This is a genomic window from Paenibacillus turpanensis (assembly GCF_011421635.1).
In the GTDB taxonomy this organism is placed as follows: Bacteria; Bacillota; Bacilli; order Paenibacillales; family YIM-B00363; genus Paenibacillus_AK; species Paenibacillus_AK turpanensis.
Genome location: NZ_WTLI01000023.1, coordinates 49,199 through 69,768, shown reverse-complemented (window position 1 = coordinate 69,768; position 20,570 = coordinate 49,199). Strand labels below are relative to the sequence as shown.

The window sequence follows — 20,570 nt, the reverse complement described above, 5'->3', positions numbered from 1 at the left end:
TGGAGCCGTTTCTTCTGAATTGGAGGGTTTGTGATGGGAAAAAGAAAGCTGGTTGTCATCGGCAATGGAATGGCGGGCGTGCGCTGCGTGGAGGAGATTTTGTCGATTGATCGCAATGCGTTTGACATAACGATCTTCGGCAAAGAGCCGCATCCGAACTATAACCGGATCATGCTGTCCAAGGTGCTCCAAGGCGACACGTCGGTTCATGATATTACGATCAACGATTGGCAGTGGTACAAAGAAAACGGAATTCACCTATATACGAATGAAACGATAAGCAGCATCGATACGGCTCGGAAAATCGTTACGGCGGAATCCGGGCGAACGGCGGAATATGACGAACTGATTATCGCAACCGGCTCGCTTCCTTTTATGCTGCCGCTCCCGGGGGCAAATAAGGCCGGTGTTACGGCGTTCCGTAATATCCAAGACTGCGAGACAATGGTGGAGACGTCGCAAAAATACAAAAAGGCGGTTGTAATCGGCGGCGGATTGCTTGGGCTTGAAGCGGGTCGCGGACTGCTGAATTTGGGCATGAAGGTGGATGTCGTCCATATTTTTGACAGCATCATGGAGCGGCAGCTTGATCCGACGGCGGCGAAGATGCTGCAGCTTGAGCTGGAAAGGCAGGGGATGAATTTCCTGCTTGAAAAGCATTCCGAGGAGATCATCGGGAGAAGCCGGGTGTCGGGGCTGCGGTTTAAGGACGGCACGATGACGGAAGCCGATCTTGTCGTGATGGCGGTGGGGATCCGCCCCAATATACAGCTGGCGAAGGACAGCGGCATTGAAACGAACCGCGCGATCGTGGTCGACGATTACATGCAAACCAGCGTGCCCGGCGTGTACGCCGTAGGGGAATGCGCGGAGCACAGGGGCCTGGTTTACGGCTTAGTCGCTCCCCTCTACGAGCAGGGAAAGGTGCTGGCCAAGACGCTGTGCGGAGTGGAAAGCGCGGGGTACCATGGCTCGGTGCTGGCGACGCAGCTTAAGGTTTCGGGAGTCGACGTATTTTCGGCCGGTGAATTTACCGACAGCGACGAGGTTCAGACGCTTAAGTGGTACGACGGGCTGCGCGGGACGTACAAGAAGATCGTCGTTCGCGACGGGAAGCTCGTAGGCGCGGTGCTGTTCGGTGATACAAGCGAAAGCAGCAAGCTGCTGGGCTATATTAAAGAGCAGAAGGACATCTCCGTATACGAGAAGGAGATGAATGGTACCGGAGGCGGACCGGCGGCCGGACTTGATTTTGTCGCTTCGATGTCGGATAAGGATATCGTTTGCAGCTGCAACGGGGTATCGAAAGGGGCGATTGTGCAAGCCATCCAAGAGCGCGGGCTGGAAACCGTAGACGAGATCAAGAAATGCACGAAGGCGTCCAGCTCCTGCGGCAGCTGCCGGACCATGGTCGGCAGTATTCTTGAGTATGTGAAGCTGCATGGCTTCGGTCAGCAGGAGGAGAAGCAGACGCTTTGCGGCTGTACCTTGTTAAGCCAGGAGGAGATTGTTGCTGCGATTCAGCGGCAGGGCTTCTCCAGCAAGGAGGAGACGATGTCTGCGCTGCAGTGGGGCACGCCGGATGGATGTCCGGTTTGTCTTCCGGCGCTGCAGTATTACGTAGGCATTCACGGCGGATCAGCTCCGTCAGAGGGAGGGGCAGGCAGAGCCGCTCCTGACCAGCAGGAGCCGGAGGCACCGCGTACCGGGTATGCAGCGCTTCAGGCGGATGGGACGTACGCGATTTCTCCGCGTTTCTACGGTGGAGTCATTACCGCCGATCAGCTGCGCAGGCTGGCTGATGTGGTGGAAAAGTACGAGGTCCCTCTCGTAAAGCTGCTGGAAGGGCCGCAGCTGGCGCTGTTCGGAATTCCGAAGGAAACCGTCTCTTCGGTGAAGGTGGATTTAAATATGGAGCCGAGCGGCGCTGCAGCGCGTTATGGCAAGACGATCGGCGCCGTTTCGGCCTGCGGCGGTCAGCGTTATGCGCCTGACGCGATCCGAGACTCGGTCGCGTTGGGAGCGGCTTTGGAACGCAGGCTCGCGCGTTTGCAGCTTCCGCAGGAAGTGGCGGTTGGCGTGTCGGCCAGCCCGCGCAACGATGCGAGACCGCTGACGAAGGACATCGGGCTCGTCGGTGTCCCGGGCGGCTGGGATCTTTATGTGGGCGGCAGCAGCCGGAAGCAGGTGAAGGAAGGGCAGCTGCTCTGCACTTTGGCGACGGATGAAGAGGCGCTTACAGCGGTCATGGCGTTCCTGCAATTTTACCGGGAAACCGCTGTGTATGCGGAAACCGTGCTGCAGTGGGTTGAACGAATGGGGCTGCAAAACATCCGGGAAGCATTATTTGATCCGTTTGTGCTTCAATTGCTGATTAGCCGCGCGGGAAGTGGAAATGCAGCTTATCTTGAGCAAATAAATCAGCAGCCGGCGGCTGCGGTAATAAGGTGATTTCGATGAAACCATTGTTGGACATCATGAAACGGCCGGACCCCGCAGCCTTCGGGCTGCCGGGCCGGGTCATGGATACGCAGTGCCCGTTCTGTAGTGTGCAGTGCAAGATGCAAATCATCGAGCACCCTAGCGAAGACCGGATGACCTATTCCGTCGTTCCGAAGCCGAATGCGGCCTCCGAGGGACGGCTCTGTGTGAAAGGGATGAATGCATACCAGACTGCGCTAAACGGGGACCGCTTATCCTATCCAATGGCGAAGGTGGATGGTGAATTCGTGCGGATCAGCTGGGAGGAAGCGTACCGGCTCATTCATACGAATTTTACAGGCGTTCAGAAGCAGTATGGCTTCGACGCCGTCGGTGTTTACGGCGGCGGCTCGCTCACGAACGAGACCGCGTATTTGCTGGGGAAGTTCGCGCGAGTGGCCCTGCGTACCAAATATATCGATTATAACGGGCGATTTTGTATGTCTGCGGCGGCTTCGGCGGGTAATAAGGCGTTCGGAATCGATCGCGGCTTGACCAACCAGCTGTCGGAGATTCCGCTGGCGAAGTGTATCATTCTTGCCGGAACGAATATCGCCGAATGCCAGCCGACGTTAATGCCGTACTTTGAGCGCGCCAAAGAAAACGGCGCCTACATCATTGCCATCGACCCGCGCAATACGGGCACGACGGATATGGCCGATCTTCACCTGCGCGTGAAGCCGGGCATGGATGCGGCGCTGGTGAACGGCATGCTCAAGGTGCTGATCGAGCAAGGGTACACCGATGAAGCGTTCTTGAACAGCCGTACGAAAGGCTATGAGCAGGTGAAGGAGCATGTCGCATCGCTTGAGCTGGAGCAAATTGCCGACATTACCGGCGTGCCGGCAGCGCAAATCCGCCAAGCGGCGGAAGCGTTCGGCAAGGCGCCGACCGGCATGGTATTTACCGCTCGCGGGGTCGAGCAGCAGACCGACGGCTACATGGCTGTTCGCAACTTCCTGAATATGGTGCTCGTCACCGGCAAAATCGGCAAGGAAGGCTGCGGCTATGGAGCGGTGACCGGCCAAGCCAACGGTCAGGGCGGACGTGAGCACGGACAAAAGGCCGACCAGCTGCCGGGCTACCGGCTGATCGAAAATCCGGCAGATCGCGCTTATATCGCCGAGGTATGGGGGATTGATGCGGAGGAGCTTCCGGGTAAGGGCGTCTCCGCATACGAAATGATGGAGAAGGTGCATGCGCAGGAAATCCGCGTATTGTTCCTGATGGGCTCGAACCCGATCGTTTCGAACCCGAACGCAAATTTTGTAGAAGAGGGGCTGCGCAAGCTTGACTTCCTCGTTGTTGCCGACATGCTGATGTCGGAGACGGCGCGGCTGGCCGATCTAATCCTGCCGATTTCGTCCTATATCGAAAATACGGGGACGATTACGAATTTGGAAGGCCGTGTGCTGCTTCGCGAAGCGGGCCGTGAGCCGGAAGGCGAAGTGAAGCATGACTGGCAGGTGCTGTGCGATGTGGCGGAGCTGCTTGGACGCGGGGACAAATTTTCGTTTGCTTCGGCGGAGCAAATTTTCGAGGAGCTGCGGACCGCAAGCCGCGGCGGGCTTGCCGATTATTACGGCATTACGTATGATCGTCTCCGCAAGGAGGAGGGTGTTTACTGGCCTTGCCCGAGTCCCGAGCATCCTGGTGAAAAGCGTCTGTTCGGCGAGTCCTTCGCTCATGCGGACGGCAAAGCGGAGTTGACGCCGGTGGAGAACCATTTTCCAAAGGAGCAGGTGTCGGAGGATTTCCCGCTCTATTTAACGACAGGGCGTGTGCTGTCGCACTATCTTACAGGCGTACAAACCCGGCGCAGTCATACTTTGGCCGCGCGAAGCTTCGAATCGTTCGTGGAGATCCATCCGAAGACGGCTGAGCGTTACGGTATCGGCGACACGGAGCTGGTGAAGCTGGAGTCAAAGCGAGGAAGCATTGTCGTTCGCAGCAAGCTCAGCAGCGCCATCCGCGAGGATACGGTGTTTGTGCCGATGCATTGGGGCGATCTCCAGAACGTAAACAAAATTACGAATCAGGCTCTTGATCCGACCTGTAAAATGCCGGGCTTCAAGGTATGTGCAGTGAAGGTGGAGCCGCTTGTTCGATTGGTGTAAACGAAACGAAGAACTAGGCTAAGGGGTAGGAGAGGTTCTCTGCAAGGGAGGAGACCTCTCTTTTTTGCATTTTCAAAAAAATGCATCTTGTTGTGATTTTGGGGAATGGGAATTCGAGTTAAGGGAATAGTAGGGATTGAACAGAAATGGATTGGGGGAAGGAAACCATGGTATTTACTCCGGAGCAGCGGATTACGCTGCATGGCTTCAATAATTTGACGAAATCCCTTAGCTTTAATATGTACGATATTTGTTTTACGAAGACCAAAGAAGAACGTGAAGCCTACATTGAATACATAGACGAGCAGTACAATGCCGATCGGCTGACCAAGATTTTGAAAGCTGTATCGGATATTATCGGGGCGCATGTGCTCAACATTGCAAAGCAGGACTATGTGCCGCAGGGAGCCAGTGTTACGCTGCTGGTTTCGGAAGGACCGGTCGTTGAGGTCCCGAATGAAACCTTTGCGGAATCGCCGGGGCCGCTGCCGGATTCGGTTGTTATGCAGCTCGACAAGAGCCATATTACGGTTCATACTTACCCGGAATACCATCCGGACGAAGGAATCAGCACCTTCCGCGCGGACATCGATGTTTCGACCTGCGGCGAGATTTCACCGCTCAAGGCGCTTAATTATTTGATTCACTCTTTTGATACGGATATTATGACCATCGATTATAAAATCCGCGGCTTTACGAGGGATATTAGCGGACACAAGCTCTTTGTTGACCATGAAATCAGCTCCATCCAAAACTACATTCCCGAGAAGGTACGGGATCTTTACGATATGATCGATGTAAACGTGTATCAAGAAAACATTTTTCATACGAAATGCAAGCTGCGGGACTTCGATCTCAACAACTATTTGTTTGGATACACGAAGGATACATTGAGTGAAGAAGAGCAGAAAGAAATTACGGCAAGATTAAAGTCCGAGATGGATGAAATTTATTACGGGAAAAATATTCAATAGTGTTCGCGTTCAGCGAGGATGAAGGGAAGTCCGGCCAACTGCAGGCCGGGCTTTTTTTCGTTTCCGTTATGGGCAGCAGTTTACATTAAGTTTTAATGAAGATTAGCGCTTTTCGATCATTTTGGCTTGCTAAGTATAAGTGCCTATTATTATCATTGATACGTAATGTATCATTTTTACTAGAGAGGAGTAGAACGATGTCTATGAAAAACAGCGGGGAAAAGATGATAGAGAAAAAGGCATGGTGTGAGCCGGAGCTGCAGGTATTGGATATGAGAGAGACCAATGAGAGCACAGGCGGCGGGTATTGGCAGTTTATTCAAGAAGGCGAATTTTGGAAAAGGACCTTTGTGGACAGCTAAAAAGGTTGAATCTGCCCGGTTGAATTTCGTAATACGGCGGACGAAGCGGGAAAAAAGACCCGCTTTTCCGTTTGTCTTGACATGGGTAATTTTTTCGCAGCTGGAGTGAAGAAAGTTATACAAATAGGAGGTTGTGAAATTTGAAACGGCATTCCCGCAAATATGTTAGTGCAAGTGTAGTATTCACGATGGCACTGGGCATTTTGTCTCCATTCGGCGTCCATGAAGCCCAAGCGGCTTATGCAGGGAATTTATTTTTTACCCAATACACGGAGGGAAGCGGCTATAACAAAGCGGTTGAAATTTATAACGGCACAAGTAAAGCCGTCGACTTGTCCGCTTATAAGGTATTGGGGTACCAAAACGGCGGGAAAAGCCCTACCTATACGACGAATTTGTCGGGATCCATTCCTAGCGGCGAAACCTACGTGCTCGTAAACAACCAAGCAGGCGCGGCTTTAAAGGCGAAGGCGGATTTGCTTACGGGAAACCTGCAGCATAATGGTAACGATGTGCTAGTGCTGCAGTATAACGGGACCGTCATTGATACGATCGGAACGGTCGGGAGCAGCGCGAATTTTGGCAAGGATGTAACGTTGTTCCGTAACAGCGCCGTCCTTTCCGGAAACTTGACTTACAATGCATCGGAGTGGACCGCCGGTCCTGACGATACGGCAGACGGCTTTGGCGAGCATCAGATGGACGGTTTTGGCGAGGAGCTAGGTGATGATGAGGCCATTGCTGCTGATCTCGCTTCTCTGGAAATTGGCTTTGCTGCCGGTGATGATGCCGACAACGTTACGCAAAATATAACTCTAATCACACAAGGAAGAAACGGCACAACGGTCTCGTGGTATTCTTTTGATCGATCTGTTGTATCGACTGACGGCACGGTGAATCGTCCGGCATCTGGAGAAAAGCAGGTTTCCTTAATCGCAACCGTACGTAAAGGAAGCGGGCGGCAGCAAAGTAAAGTATTTTCTGTGACCGTAAAAGGATTGGATGCTTCTGAGGTTTATCCGACGATCGCCTCAGTCCGTGGGAAAATCGGGGAAACCGTGACGATCAAAGGAATTGTGACGGCGGATAACACAGCACTCCGTGCCAATGATAGAAGTATCTCAACTTACCTGCAGGACAGTACGGCTGGCATCAATATTTATTCGTCTAACGGATCTTCCTTCCCGGTCTTAGAGCAGGGGGATGAGGTTGTCGTCCAAGGCGAAATCAAAGAGTACAACGGTCTGGTGGAAATTGTCCCTTCTGCAGGCGGTATCCAGGTCGTTTCCAAAGACAATGAGCTTCCGCAGCCGATGGGGATGAAGATCTCTCAAATGCTTGAACCGGTATTCGCTGAAAGAGCTGAAGGGCGTCTCGTGAAGGTGACGGGTTACATCACCAATATTCCTGATAGTCCTGCCGGCGGCGGTTATAACGCTTCGATTGTGGACGCAGAGTTTAACGGGGTTACGCTGCGCCTTATGACGGGAACAGGGATTTACGGTAATGTACAGGCTGGGAAATGGTATGAGGTTACAGCAATTTTAAGCGATTATAACGGTGCTCAGCTGCTCCCAAGAAGTGCTGCTGATTTCACCCTTCTTGACCCGCAGCCGGCGAAGCCGGACGGCTCGCTGCAAACGTACGAAGCCAAGGTAACAAAAGTCGTTGACGGGGACACGATTCATTTGGACCGGACCATTTTTGGCACCAATAAAGTTCGCTTCTTGTCAATTGATACACCGGAGACCAATTATGAAGGCCAATCGCAGGGGTATCATGCCGAGCAGGCAACCGCGAAGCTGGCCGAGCTGCTTCCGGTAGGTACCACAGTGCGGATCGAGCCGGGTACGGAGCCGCTCGATTCTTACGGAAGACTGCTCGCCCATGTTCACAAGGGTGACATGGATGTGAATCAAGAGATGGTCCGCCTCGGCATGGCGGTTAACTACTTCATTTGGCCGAATATGGGCCACTTTGAAGAGTACAGCGAAGCGGCGAAAGAGGCGATGGAGAACGGACGCGGGATGTTCGACCCGAGCAATCCGATCGAGAAGCTCCCGTATGAGTTCCGTTTCAGCCTTCGCGGCGCGCCGGACAAGTTCGTAGGGGACTATTTTACCAAAGAGTTCGTCACTCCGGATAAATGGGATCTGATTCCAACCGAAAATCGCGTGTTCTTCTTTACAGAGGAAGAGGCGCTGGAAGCTGGCTATACGAAGGTTGATGCGCCAGGTCAGGGCGGGGTCGATCAATTGGCACCGGTTACGTATTACAGCATCGAAGGACTCAACAATGGAAAGTATGTGTACGGCTTAAAGATTACCTTGAATGCGACAGATGCCGGCTCCGGTGTTCAAACGACGGAATACAAAGTGAACGATGGGGCATGGACGCAGTACCAGAATCCGTTTGATGTTTTGGCTGAATCTACTCATAAGGTGGAGTACCGCAGTATTGATAAAAGAGGCAATGTGGAGAACGCGAATGTGATGGATTTTGATGCGGGCGTCTGCACCTGTGCAAGACCGGAATAGAGAGAAAGTGAACGAATAGGATAGGAACACGTGGTCATATAAAAAGAGATGAAGAGATAAGAAGGGATGCGTCGAGATAAAAGAGAATCATGACGCAGATTCCACTGTGGTTGGAGAGAGAAGCGGGGGCAGCCCCGCTTTTTTTGTTTTGGCCTTGTTTCTACTTATTTGGTGAACTAGACTAGTTTACTTGTTCCTCCTTAATGCTAACAACGTAGCCGTCCTTCGTTTCAACCCAAAACGGTACTTTGGCCGCTTTGTCGGAATATGTATTTAAGTATTTGATAAACTCCTCTTGTTTCGTTGTGCTGTACCTACGGTCCTCATCCTCACCGACAAAATCAGTGCCCCAGTCGATGAAGCTGTATACGGTTTTTTCGTTTATTTGAAACGATTTTAGGTCCGAGCTCGGGTTGTAAATATAGTACCCGCTCGCCATATCGAATTCGGTTAGCTTTAATTCATTTATTCGGTCCTTGTTTTCATCCGTAATCCACTCCACCTCGTCTACATATAATTTATTTTCCTCTAGGCGAATGTGACCGATATACTTGTTCGTATTTTCATTGGATTGGCTGCAAGAAACACAAATCAACATGACTAGGCAAATCAAAAACATACCGGCTATCTTTCTCATTTCTTCATTCTCCTTTTCTTTTTTCAAGAGATTCCCCGCGTTGTTACGATTTCATTATATTCCTTTTAATGGAAGTTTAGTATGGTTCATCTTGACGAGGTCTTCATTTACTAGAGCTGGTTTTCGATTATCTCTGTCTATGAAATGAGTGATTTTTAATTTTTTTCAAAGATTGAAATGAAAAATGTAAAAAATGATTGATGTTTTATATCTATTATTGAGATTTCTTTACAGTCTAGTAAACTACTTTGGTGTATGATAGAAAGTGTGTTTTTCGACAACAGCATACAGGAATTACAGAGGATACGACATACTTCTTAACAAATGGGGAGGAAATAAGGTGCATTACCAAAAACCGTTTAAGAAAACGGTCAGTACGATTGTTTCTTTATCACTGTTAGCCGGGTTGGCCATTCCAGGTACAATAACGGGAATACCGACTGTGGCGGCAGCAGCTGACGGCCAATCCGATCGTAGAGGACATTGGGCACAGCTGGAGCTGGATAATTGGAATGACCTCGGCTTGATTAAAGGATACGACGACGGATCGGTTCGTCCGGATGCAGAAATTACGCGGGCGGAATTTATCGCAATTGTAAACCGTGTTTTTGAATTTAGTGGAACGGGAACGGTTCCGTTTACCGATGTTCGAAGCTCGGATTGGTTTTATAAGGAAATTGCTGCAGCCGTGAAGGCTGGTTACATATCCGGATATGAGGATCAAACGATCCGTCCGAACCAGAAAATCAGCCGCCAAGAAGCAGCTGTTATTTTGCAGAAGGTGCTTAAGCTGCAGGGAGCGTCGGAAGAGCAGGTCAACCGCTTTAAGGATGTGAAGGATATCCCGGCTTGGAGCAAGGGAGCGATTGCTTCTGTTTTAGAGAAGCAGTACATGAAGGGATACCCGGATGAAACGTATCGCCCGGCTCATTCGATTACCCGTTCGGAAGCGGTCGTGTCTCTCGATCGTGCGAAAGCAATTTCCGCGAATGTCGTTCGAGTGGAGAAGGCGGGGGAATTCACTTCGGATGTGAAGGGTCATCTAATCGTCTCTAATGAAGATGTGACGCTTCGCAGTGTGAGTGTTGGCGGCAACCTCGTGATTGCCAAAGGGGTTGGAGAGGGAGATGTAACCCTTGAAGACGTAACCGTATCAGGTCGGACGCTTGTTCATGGGGGTGGACCGAACAGTATTTATTTTGTGGATTCACAGCTTGGTTCGGTTCAAGTAAACAAGGCGAATGTGCGTCTTGTTGCGAGGGGTTCAACAGCGGTTCGCGATGTTCAGATGGAATCGGGCGGAAAGCTTGAGAATACAAGCTCGTCAAGCCAAGCGTTTGGCAGTGTGACTATTACTGGAAATGTACCGTCGCTGTCAACGATTCGTTTTGAGGGCGGATTCGATAATATTGAGCTTTTCGCTTCTGGCGTATCCGTTGAATTCGAGGGAGGTAATGCGCAAAGCATTACAACGAATGTAGCGGGAGCGCAATCGTCGGTAACGGTGAACGAAGGAACCGTAAACTCGATGAGCATCGGTACAAATACACTTCTAACGATTCGTGGCGGTATTGTTTCTACGGTATCGACTAAACCGAAATCTAATGGATCAGAAATTCATGTTGGTAAAGAGGGGCGAGTCAATACCCTGGAAATGACAGGGCCGGCCCCCGTTTATGGACCGGGTATGATTCAGCAAGCCATTGTTTCTGTAAACGGAGTTACGTTTGAAAACGCACCGGGCGCTTTGCAATTGGCGGCGGGCATTACGGCTAAGGTCGCTGGGGGAGACGTTTCGGAAAGCACCGGCAGCAGACCAGGAGGAAGTTCCGGCAGCTCTGGCGGCAGCAGCGATGATGACGATGATTCTGATGATACACCTTCCGCGCCGATTCAGGTTCAGCTTCTGAGCTTGAACGACCTGCACGGCAAGATCGACAATGTGTATGATCTTGACGTGAACGGCGACAAGGTGAACGAAAAGGTCGGCCGCATGGATTATGTGGCGACCTACTTGAAAGAGCGTAAAGCGGCGAACCCGAACACGTTGATCGTGCATGCGGGCGATATGATTGGCGGCAGCGGCCCGGTATCCGCGTTGTTCCAGGACGAGCCGACAGTCGAAATTATGGAATCAATCGGCTTTGATGTCGGTGTGATTGGCAACCATGAGCTGGATGAAGGTACGGCGGAAATGCTCCGTATGGTAAAAGGCGGAGAGCATCCGGAAGGAAAAGGCACGCCAAACTACGACGGAATGAATTTCCCTGTATTGGCTGCGAATGTGAAGTATAAGAAAGACGGAGCACTCGTGCTTCCTGCCTATGCGGTAAAAGAAGTGGGCGGGGCGAAGATCGGCTTTATCGGTGTCGTCACAGAGTCGGCCGCAGGCATGGTAATGCCGGAGGGTATTAAAGACATCGAATTTACCGATGAAGCGGCGGCTGTGAACGATGCGGCAGCAGCATTGAAAGCACAAGGCGTGAAGGCCATTATCGTGCTGGCGCATGTGGACGGAACGCAGAGCGGGGAGACGGTAACTGGACCTGTTGCTGCCCTCGCGGAAAAAGTGGACGACGAAGTGGATATCATCTTTGCAGCCCACAACCATGTCGTGAATAACGGTCTGGTGGACGGAAAGCTGATCGTGCAGGCGCTTGAGTACGGAAAAGCGTTTGCTGATGTGGATATCGTCATCGATCCGGTTACGAAAGATATCGTAAGCAAAACGGCTGAAATTGTTTATGTGGATCAAGCGAACCGAACGCCGGACGCAGCGGTCAAAGCGATTCTGGATAAGTACCTTGCTGAAATCCAGCCGATTTTGAACCAAGTTGTTGGTAATGCCGCAATTCCGATGGAAGGCGGATACACCAACACGGGCGACAATGCGCTTGGCAATCTGATTGCCGACAGCATGAAATATGCAATGGACAGCGATTTCGCCATGATGAACGGCGGGGGCATTCGCGACAAGCTGAACCAAGGCGACATTACTTGGGGTGAGCTGTTCAACATTCTTCCGTTTAACAATGTCTTGGTGAAGCTGGAGATTAAAGGAGCAGACCTGATTCCGATTCTCGAAGCGCAGATGAGCGCGAGATATGGACCGGACTACAGTGTGGGCGGCTTTAAATACACGTATAACTTCGCGACAAGCAAAGTCGTTGAGGTTACGCTTCCGGACGGAACGCCAATTGACCCGAATGCGACGTATACGTTAGTGACAAATAACTACATGTCGACTTCGACTGGATCGAGATATGCGCCGATCGGCCAGCTTGGTAAAAATTCAATTACCGGACCGGAAGATCTCGAGGGACTTATTTCTTTTGTAAAGAGCTTCGGTACTCCAATTGAGTATCATGCCGAGGGCCGCATCCGTTACGTAAACGAACTGTCTGCATTGAACGACGCGGGTGCAGCCGATACAGTAACGGTAACAGGGCTTACGGCGGGCAATGTAGTTAAGGTTTATGCTACGGCAGACACTTCTGTGCGGACTGTACTGGGACAAGCGACGGTCGCTGCGGGAGAGTCTACGGCGACGGTTACAGGACTTAATCTTGGTGAGGCCGCTGGAACGGTTTATGTTTCGAATACAGTGGGAAAAAACGAGGGACCTCGTTATGCAGTAGCTTACAAGTCTGAATATCCAACGATTCAGCAAATCCGCAGCTTGGCTAATGGTCAAGAGGGTACGACAATAGGGATCGTTACAACTGCCCCGCTAAGCGACGGCTCGTTTTATATGCAGGATTCCACTGGAGGAATCTATGTATATAAACCAGCGATAGCAGATACGATTACGATCGGCGACAAGGTGAAAGTATCCGGTAAAAACAAAAATTACAATGGAGAAGAGGAGTTTGATTCCGGTTCGACGGTGACTAAGCTTAATGAGCCGAATTCTCCAGTAACGCCGAAGGAAATTGCTTTATCGGAGCTTGATAATCATAAAGGTGAGCTGATTACTGTAAAGGGAGCTATTGTTTCTGACCTTGCGTCTGACCGGTTTATGATCAATGCAGGCGGTGCAAAGTTTACCGTTTATTTCAAGAAATACAATGTGTCAATTGGTTCATTGAAAAATGGAGACACCGTGACCATAACGGGTGCAGTTGCGGTGTTTAGCAATACTTCCCAAATTTACCCGCGTACCTCCGCCGATATTACCGTAACGGCTGAAATGACCGATGCCGATGCGGTAGCAGCGGATAAAGCCGCATTAACATTAGGGGACACAATGGAAGTCATTGACAATCTTACACTGCCAGCTTCCGGGGCTAGTGGAACGGTGATTACGTGGACATCTAGTAACGCTGCTGTTATTTCTATGGATGGCGTGGTTACTCGTCCGGCTAAAGGACAGCCAAACGCAGTCGTTATGCTCACGGCCACGATCACGAAAGGCAGCGTTGCAGATCAAAAATTGTTTCAAATCATCGTATTGCCGGAGGTGTTGGACGAGCTCGAGATCGTCCGCGAAGGCGATACGTTGGTTAAGGGTAGAGCGAAAGCTGGAGCATCCGTAACGGTACGTACCGGAGCGGATGTGCTTGGTAACGCTGCAGTAGATAACACAGGTACTTATTCCGTTGAAATTCCGAAGCAATTAGCTGGAACGGTACTTGAAATTACGGTATCGAGCGCGGACGAAGCGGATACCGTGACCTATCGTCTTGTTCTAGAGCCAAAGCCGCTGCCGGATACAGAGGCTGTTCAGGCCGACAAGGACGTTCTTACGGAAACGGTTATTCTTGGCGGTAATACTGCGCTTACGGAAGTGACCAAGATGTTGTCGCTTGTGACAAGCGGCTCGAATGGAACGTCTATTGCTTGGACATCAAGCGATCCGTCTGCCGTGGGAAGCACTGGAGCAGTTACACGCCCGGCGATGGGCCAGCCGGACAGAACCGTAACGCTGACGGCGACGATCCGTAAAGGGGCTGTCAGCGACACGAAGACTTTTACCGTTATTGTGCTAGCACATACCGTTGCAAATCCTGCAATGACGATTGCCGAAGCGAAAGCATCGGCCAGCGGTACTCCTGTGGTTGTTCGAGGGTACTTAACTTCGAAAACAGAGAAGAGTAATACGAACACGGTATTTGTCTTATCGGATACGCTTGGACGAACGGATTTTACAGCGAATGCGGATACGATTCAGGTTCCGCAGTCCAACAGTTATTACAGTGATACAGCTCTAAAAGATAAGCTGGTGAATGCCGAGCTGAACTCGCTCGTCGAAATCGAAGGCGCAATTGATGCTTACAATTCAAAGCCTTCTATCGAAAAAATTACGGGTGTCACGATCTTGGGCGGTAACACACCTGTGAATCAAGCGCCGGAAGCAAAAAATGTGAGTGTAACGGGCACATTCCGCGTTGGAAATACCTTGACCGGTCATTACGAATATATCGATGCAGAAAATGATGCGGAAGGACAATCCATTTATGCTTGGTATGCAAGCGGCTTAAAGATTGAGGGAGCAACAGGTATAACGTATGTCCCAACTTCAGAAGATGTTGGGAAGTTCATCCAGTTTGAAGTAACCCCAGTTGCACAAACTGGCAGCTTGAATGGTATGAAAGTACTTGGTATTGAAACCTCCGAGGTGCGGGCGCAGCTGCCTCCGCAGACTGGAACAATCTCTTTTAATAAAACAACTTATAGCTTTTACGAAGGCCCGGTAATCACATTAAATGATGCTGATCTTGATACCAGAAGCAACAGCCAGGAATCCGTTACAGTCCAAGTGTATTCGACGGCAGACACAAACGGAATTTTTGTACAATTAAACGAACTGACTGCCGACTCTGGAGTGTTCAAAGGCAGCTTTTCAATTGCAACTGATATCCCCGAAGGTGTGACAACAGTACTAAAGGCTGTGTACGGCGACACACTTACTGCTGTGTATGTCGATGCGATGAATGCGAATGGTGAAGTGAATCAAATCACTACGGTTACTGCTGCAACATATGAGGAGTCATCAGAAAATGTAGTGAACAAGACAGTATTGGATGCTGTCATTCGTTCGGCAGATGAGCTGTACGATAATGCGGTGGAAGGTAGTGCGGTAGGCGAGTATGAAAGCTCTAGGCAGCTTCTATATGATGCTATTATTCAGGCGCAGATCGTTCTCGCGGATGAGAATGCTTCCCAGAACGATGTGGACACAGCAGCTTCAGCTTTAAATAATCAAATAGCGATTTTCAACTCGGGTAAAGTCCGCATCACGGAAGGCTTTACGGAATACCCTGGATCTACTCCTAAAGAGTGGACACTGCATTCCATCGCGACGTATACTACATCCGGCAATTTTGGACAAAGCTCGCCATCACTAAAATTTGATAGCGCTGGGGATTTTGCCGAGTCTCCTGAATTTACACTTTCAGGGGAAGGTACACTTTCGTTTTGGGTGAAAAATCAGGGTTCAACCAACACTTCATCCTTTATTATTGAAGGATACCGTAATGGAGAATGGGTAACTATTCAAACGCTACAAGTTGGTACAAACCTTACGAATGCTGCTGTGGTGCAATCATACTCTCTACCAAAAGAAACTACTAAAATCAGGCTAACTTACAACAAGAGTGGCAACGGCAACTTCTCGATCGACGACATTAAAATTAAAGGCTAAGAACGGCTCCGCCCCTTCCCATGAAGGGGGAGCTCCAATTGGAGGTTACCAACCGTGTCTACCACACGTTTTACTTGGAAAAAGGCCGCGATCGTATTAGCGGTAGCGATTCCTGTATTAGCTTCGAGCTATCAGGCGATCTTAGTGCAAGCAGAAGGCCCAACTGACCAAGCCCCTTACATTACAGCCAAAGGTACACCGAATGGCAAAAAAGTGTTGTTCGACAACACGCATGGACAAACGGCCGGAGCGGCGGATTGGGTTATTGACGGCGGCTTTTCCGATTTCGGCAATGGGGTTGCCAATGCGGGTTATGAAGTGAAGGAGCTGCGTAAGTCTACTCCAATCACACTGAGTGACTTGCAAGGCTACGATGTATTTGTAATCGCAGAGGCGAACATTCCTTACAAGACCTCAGAGCAGGAGGCCATGCTTCAATACGTCAACTCCGGCGGCAGCATTTTCTTTATCTCTGACCATTACAATGCGGACCGCAACAAAAACCGTTGGGATTCCTCCGAGGTATTTAACGGCTATCGCCGCGGCGCTTGGGATAACCCGGCGAAGGGGATGTCCAGCGAAGAAGCGAGTTCTGCTGCAATGCAGGGCGTAGAAAGCTCTGACTGGCTGAGTGAAAACTTTGGTGTACGCTTCCGTTATAATGCGCTTGGCAATATTACGGCAAACGTAATCGTTTCGCCGGAGCAGTCGCTCGGTATAACTAAGGGTGTGTCCGAAGTAGCAATGCATGCAGGTTCTACGATAGCGATTACCGATCCGAACAAAGCAAAGGGCATCGTTTATTTGCCGAAGACGAGCGCGAAGTGGGGCAACGCGGTGGATAAAGGCGTGTACAACGGCGGCGGAATCGAAGAAGGCCCTTACGTTGCAATTGCTAAAGTCGGAAAAGGAAAGGCCGCGTTTATCGGGGATTCGTCCCCGGTTGAGGATGTTACGCCAAAGTATAAGCGTGAAGAGAATGGCGCTTCCAAAACAACGTATGACGGCTTCAATGAAGTAGATGACGATGTGCTTCTAATTAATCTGGTTAACTGGCTGGGCAAGAAAGAAAACTACACGCAGTTGAGCCAGATCCAAGGTCTGAACCTAGATAAGCCGACGGAATTAGTTACAACGGGCAGTGAAAACGAAATCCCTGCGCAAACGGTTGAACCGCAAGCCGAGCCTTGGTCAGAGCCTGCAGCCGGCTATAAGTGGTGGGACCCGAGCACCTTTGCGACAGGCTCATACGGGTACTAAAACAGTAAAATTATATAGCGTAAAACGGGCTATGACGAATTGACGTCATAGCCTTTTTTTGCTCATCTTGTACTTCTCGACCCGCCTTAATTCTTATAAAACAAGATTAAGGTATCGTCTTGAGAGGGAGATGGAAAATGATAAATCGAGAGGCCTTTAGGCTTCAAGGAAACCATAGTCGACATCACTTCATTCCAATCATAATAATTGTTGATATAACTATTGTGATCAATTCTTTGTTTCACTGTTTTTACTCCTAGCCCATGGAAAAAGTTGACCAAAACATATTTTTGGCTCACCCGTAAAAGCTCTGTGAACGCTTTCGGCCATTCATCTACATGATTAAGCACATCCTTGCAATAGACGAATTCAAATTGTCCCGATTCAAAGGGAAGTTGAAATATATTCGCTTGGTAAAACAGGCCGGCACTGTAATGCTGTCGGCAATACTGTACCATTTGTTCGGTTATATCTACGCCTGTATATTGAATGCTTGGGCATGTATTGACTGCTCCGATAAAATCGACTCCCGGACCGCATCCGACTTCCAGCATCGTTTTTGGTTGAAGAGACTGCAAAATTTCACGATACTGTTTACGCACAGGCTTATCGTAGCCTTCCGCCACGCCCTGTAAAAATTCATTCGGATTGACGTGATCCCAGTATGACAAGTCGATCGCCACCTTTCTTAAGAATGTGATCACTCTTATCGTTTTCTTTACAATATTCGCGGAGGGACGAGGTTGTTACGGACAAAAGAGGATACTTATCATAAAAACTGAGTGCGTGCGTAATTGACTTGTTCTAACTATTGATGGAAAGTCATTAAAACGGGAACAAGCGGGGGAACTGGCTGAAAACTTCCTCCGCTTTTTCATGTTTTCCCGGCGTGCAACCACCGGCATAGATTCTCGTCCAAACGAACCACATTTTCTCAGCATACGATATCTCAAACTTTGGCTGAAAAAATGCCCTATCGCGAAAGGGTGAATCAAATTGAAAATTTTGCTTGCAACTTATTGGGTCATTCCCCATCTTGGCGGAGTTTGGGAGCAAATGAAAATTGTGAAAACCTATTTGGAGCAGGAAGGACATGAGGTGGACATCCTCGGGAACACGCCGGACGGCAATGGATACTACCTTGTCAATCACGGCAAATGGATCGGCAAGGATACGCTCCTGCCCTTGATTCGTGAAAAGCTAGGCGGCGCTTCCTTTTCTTTTTTACAAGGGGACAAAATTAGCTTTGATATGGAAGTTGATCGATATGCTATGGAGCTTTCGGCAGCTTTTTTTGGCTTGGGGCAGTACGATATTATTCATGCTCAGGACGTGATCGCTTCGATTGCATTAAGCAGGGTAAAACCCAAGCATATTCCTTTAGTCACTTCGATTCACGGCTCGTTTTCCAAAGAGCAGCTTATCGTGCAGCAGACGGAAAATCCAGACTTGACTATAGAAGAAGGTATCAATAGCTTTCCCTACAAATACTACAGTGCTTTAGAATATTGCGGAGCGCATTCTGCGACCCATGTCGTATCGACAAATCGTTGGCTTCAAAACATGTTGATCGACAAATACGCGGTTCCTAGTCAAAAGATTACGGTGATTCGAGGCGTTTTCGATACGGCTAGTTTTTCTCAAGGGTCGTCGGCACCTCCTACTTACCCAAGTAAAGAGGTGGGAAAGAAGGTGATTTTTACGGCTGCTCGGCTTACCCGTATAAAAGGAATTCATGATTTACTTTCAGCTCTTTCTTTTTTAAAACAGTTCCGTCAAGACTGGGTATGCTGGATCGCTGGAGACGGTGCGGAACGCAGCACGCTTGAAACGGTGTGCGCAGCAGCGGGGCTGTCTGATCATGTTGCCTTTTTAGGGTATCGACAGGATATTCCCGCGTTGCTTGCGCAAGCCGATCTGTTCGTACTCCCCAGCCTGCAGGATAACCAGCCCGTTGCGGTGATCGAAGCTCAGGTCGCGGGTTTGCCCGTTATTGTTTCCGACGCTGGTGGTTTGCCGGAAATGGTGCAGCATGGGACATCGGGCTTTGTGTTCCCTGCCGGTGATGCCCATTCGCTCTACTTTACTCTAAAGCATCTAATCGAAAACGACGGATTACGAGTGCAGGTTGGTGCTTCGGCAAGACGTTGGGCAGAAACCCATTGGTCCGTTCAGCGTATCATGCCGGAGCTTATCTCTCTTTATCGGTCGCTGCGTAGAAGGATGAGGGCAGGAAGAAACATTTGATGAGTACGCATTTGAGCACTTAGGCTCGTTACGATAAAAATCGGAATTTTTTACGGAGGTGTGACGGTGAAAATATTGCTGGCAACGATTTGGAATGTGCCGGATGTCGGTGGGGTATGGAGGTTCATAGAGCTGCTGCAGTCGGGGCTCGAGCGGATTGGGCATGAAGTGGATATATTGGGAACCATGCAGGGTTATACGGGCTTTCAGCTGCTAACCCGGCATCACCATCAATCGGTTGGCAGAGAAAGTCTGGAGCCTCTCATTTGGAAAAAGCTGCAGGGGCCAATGTTTCAATACTTGCATCAGTATCCATGGCTCCTTGATATGGAGTTAAAGCGGTATATGTTTGAAGCGGTATCCGCTTATTGGGGATTAGAACAGTACGATATTATTCATACGCAAGAAGTGATCTCAACACTTGCGATGCGCAGGGTAAAGCCTGAATGGGCACCATTGGTCGCGTCTATTCACGGATTGCTGTCGTATGAGGTGTATCTACAGTTTAAGCAAAATGTTTCTGACATGACAGAGCAGCATTTTCAAGGCACGGAGACAGGTAAATATTTCGCAGCGATAGAAAGGGAAGGAATAAAAAACGCAGACATGCTAGTCAGTGCGAGCACTTGGCTTGCAAGCGAGTTGAGTGGTCGCTACGGGTTTTCTTCCGACTTGTTTGAGCACAGCCCGTACGGAATGGATATCGATCGTTATCTGCTCGCACAGCAACAATCGGTCTCTTCCGAGACCCCAGGAAAAAAAGTGATTCTCTGCGTTGCAAGGCTGACGATGATCAAAGGCGTTCAAGTTTTGCTGCCTGCATTGGCACGGTTAAAACAGGTTCGAAGCGATTGGGTTTGCTGGATAGCAGGCGACGGAGAAATGAAAGAGCAGCTCATGCAAACCGCCGCAGAACTCGGGTTGAGCAGCGATATCGTATTTCTAGGACACCGTAGTGATATTCCTCACCTTTTGAACTGCGCGGATATTACCGTTTTTCCTAGCCTTCGGGATAATCAGCCCTATGCGGTATTAGAATCAATGGCTGCCGGTATAGCGCCAGTGGTTTCAGATGCGGGAGGGCTGCCGGAATTGGTGAACGATGGGTACAACGGATGGATATTCAAAGCTGGGGATAGCGAAGGATGCTATCATTATTTGCGTCATTTTTTGGATAATGAGGACCAGCGCAAAATAATGGGAGAGAATGCAAAGAATTGGTGCCGCACTCATTTTTCATTAGAAGCACTGGCTAGACGATATGAGTATTTATATCGCAAGTGCGCTTCAAATCTTAACAGGGGGTGAGCAA

At 49.8% G+C, this 20,570-nt stretch carries 10 protein-coding genes and 3 pseudogenes; 11 read left to right on the top strand and 2 right to left on the bottom strand.

Annotated elements, in window-relative coordinates:
- The first annotated feature begins 33 nt into the window (after window positions 1-33).
- From nirB to GQS10_RS19175, 5 genes are all read left to right on the top strand, one after another.
- The gene (gene nirB / locus GQS10_RS19195; RefSeq protein ID WP_166245259.1) at window positions 34-2,451 is read left to right on the top strand and encodes a nitrite reductase large subunit NirB; all 2,418 of its coding nucleotides are present in this window, start codon (window positions 34-36) and stop codon (window positions 2,449-2,451) included.
- A 26-nt stretch (window positions 2,452-2,477) separates the two neighbouring features.
- On the top strand, window positions 2,478-4,598 hold the full coding sequence (gene nasC, locus GQS10_RS19190) for an assimilatory nitrate reductase catalytic subunit NasC (RefSeq protein WP_243735280.1): 2,121 nt from the start codon (window positions 2,478-2,480) through the stop codon (window positions 4,596-4,598).
- A 167-nt stretch (window positions 4,599-4,765) separates the two neighbouring features.
- Window positions 4,766-5,572 carry an adenosylmethionine decarboxylase gene (gene speD / locus GQS10_RS19185; protein ID WP_166245257.1) on the top strand — a complete coding sequence of 269 codons (807 nt, stop codon included), beginning with the start codon at window positions 4,766-4,768 and terminating at the stop codon, window positions 5,570-5,572.
- Between the two features lie 197 nt (window positions 5,573-5,769).
- A complete protein-coding gene (locus GQS10_RS19180; protein ID WP_166245255.1) occupies window positions 5,770-5,934 on the top strand; it encodes a hypothetical protein in 165 nt (54 codons plus the stop codon).
- Between the two features lie 140 nt (window positions 5,935-6,074).
- A complete protein-coding gene (locus GQS10_RS19175) occupies window positions 6,075-8,471 on the top strand; it encodes an immunoglobulin-like domain-containing protein (RefSeq protein WP_166245253.1) in 2,397 nt (798 codons plus the stop codon).
- 181 nt (window positions 8,472-8,652) lie between these two features.
- Here GQS10_RS19175 and GQS10_RS19170 read toward each other — a convergent pair whose 3' ends face one another.
- Window positions 8,653-9,108 carry a hypothetical protein gene (locus GQS10_RS19170; RefSeq protein ID WP_166245251.1) on the bottom strand — a complete coding sequence of 152 codons (456 nt, stop codon included), beginning with the start codon at window positions 9,106-9,108 and terminating at the stop codon, window positions 8,653-8,655.
- A 265-nt stretch (window positions 9,109-9,373) separates the two neighbouring features.
- Here GQS10_RS19170 and GQS10_RS23820 point away from each other — a divergent pair.
- From GQS10_RS23820 to GQS10_RS19160, 4 genes and pseudogenes are all read left to right on the top strand, one after another.
- Window positions 9,374-10,048, top strand: a pseudogene (locus GQS10_RS23820) (S-layer homology domain-containing protein); the annotation flags it as partial.
- Window positions 10,049-10,990: 942 nt separating this feature from the next.
- Window positions 10,991-12,505 (top strand): annotated as a pseudogene (locus GQS10_RS23815) (bifunctional metallophosphatase/5'-nucleotidase); the annotation flags it as partial.
- 354 nt (window positions 12,506-12,859) lie between these two features.
- A complete protein-coding gene (locus GQS10_RS23810) occupies window positions 12,860-15,751 on the top strand; it encodes an immunoglobulin-like domain-containing protein (protein ID WP_424991810.1) in 2,892 nt (963 codons plus the stop codon).
- A 90-nt stretch (window positions 15,752-15,841) separates the two neighbouring features.
- Window positions 15,842-17,005: pseudogene (locus GQS10_RS19160) on the top strand (DNA-binding protein); the annotation flags it as partial.
- Between the two features lie 92 nt (window positions 17,006-17,097).
- Here GQS10_RS19160 and GQS10_RS19155 read toward each other — a convergent pair.
- On the bottom strand, window positions 17,098-17,694 hold the full coding sequence (locus GQS10_RS19155) for a methyltransferase domain-containing protein (protein ID WP_166245244.1): 597 nt from the start codon (window positions 17,692-17,694) through the stop codon (window positions 17,098-17,100).
- Window positions 17,695-18,007: 313 nt separating this feature from the next.
- Here GQS10_RS19155 and GQS10_RS19150 point away from each other — a divergent pair, with 313 nt between their 5' ends.
- Together GQS10_RS19150 and GQS10_RS19145 are read left to right on the top strand one after the other, a co-directional pair.
- Window positions 18,008-19,258, top strand: a complete 1,251-nt coding sequence (locus GQS10_RS19150) for a glycosyltransferase family 4 protein (protein WP_166245242.1) — start codon at window positions 18,008-18,010, stop codon at window positions 19,256-19,258.
- A 66-nt stretch (window positions 19,259-19,324) separates the two neighbouring features.
- Entirely contained in the window at window positions 19,325-20,566 is a 1,242-nt protein-coding gene (locus GQS10_RS19145) for a glycosyltransferase (RefSeq protein ID WP_166245240.1), read from the top strand.
- Window positions 20,567-20,570: the final 4 nt, after the last annotated feature.

Bases quoted from the DNA above. Each gene is read 5' to 3' on its own strand.
- GQS10_RS23810 (WP_424991810.1), top strand. From the start codon at position 12,860: ATGCAGGATTCCACTGGAGGAATCTATGTATATAAACCAGCGATAGCA.
- nirB (WP_166245259.1), top strand. From the start codon at position 34: ATGGGAAAAAGAAAGCTGGTTGTCATCGGCAATGGAATGGCGGGCGTG.
- nasC (WP_243735280.1), top strand. From the start codon at position 2,478: ATGAAACGGCCGGACCCCGCAGCCTTCGGGCTGCCGGGCCGGGTCATG.
- GQS10_RS19170 (WP_166245251.1), bottom strand. From the start codon at position 9,108: ATGAGAAAGATAGCCGGTATGTTTTTGATTTGCCTAGTCATGTTGATT.
- GQS10_RS19180 (WP_166245255.1), top strand. From the start codon at position 5,770: ATGTCTATGAAAAACAGCGGGGAAAAGATGATAGAGAAAAAGGCATGG.
- speD (WP_166245257.1), top strand. From the start codon at position 4,766: ATGGTATTTACTCCGGAGCAGCGGATTACGCTGCATGGCTTCAATAAT.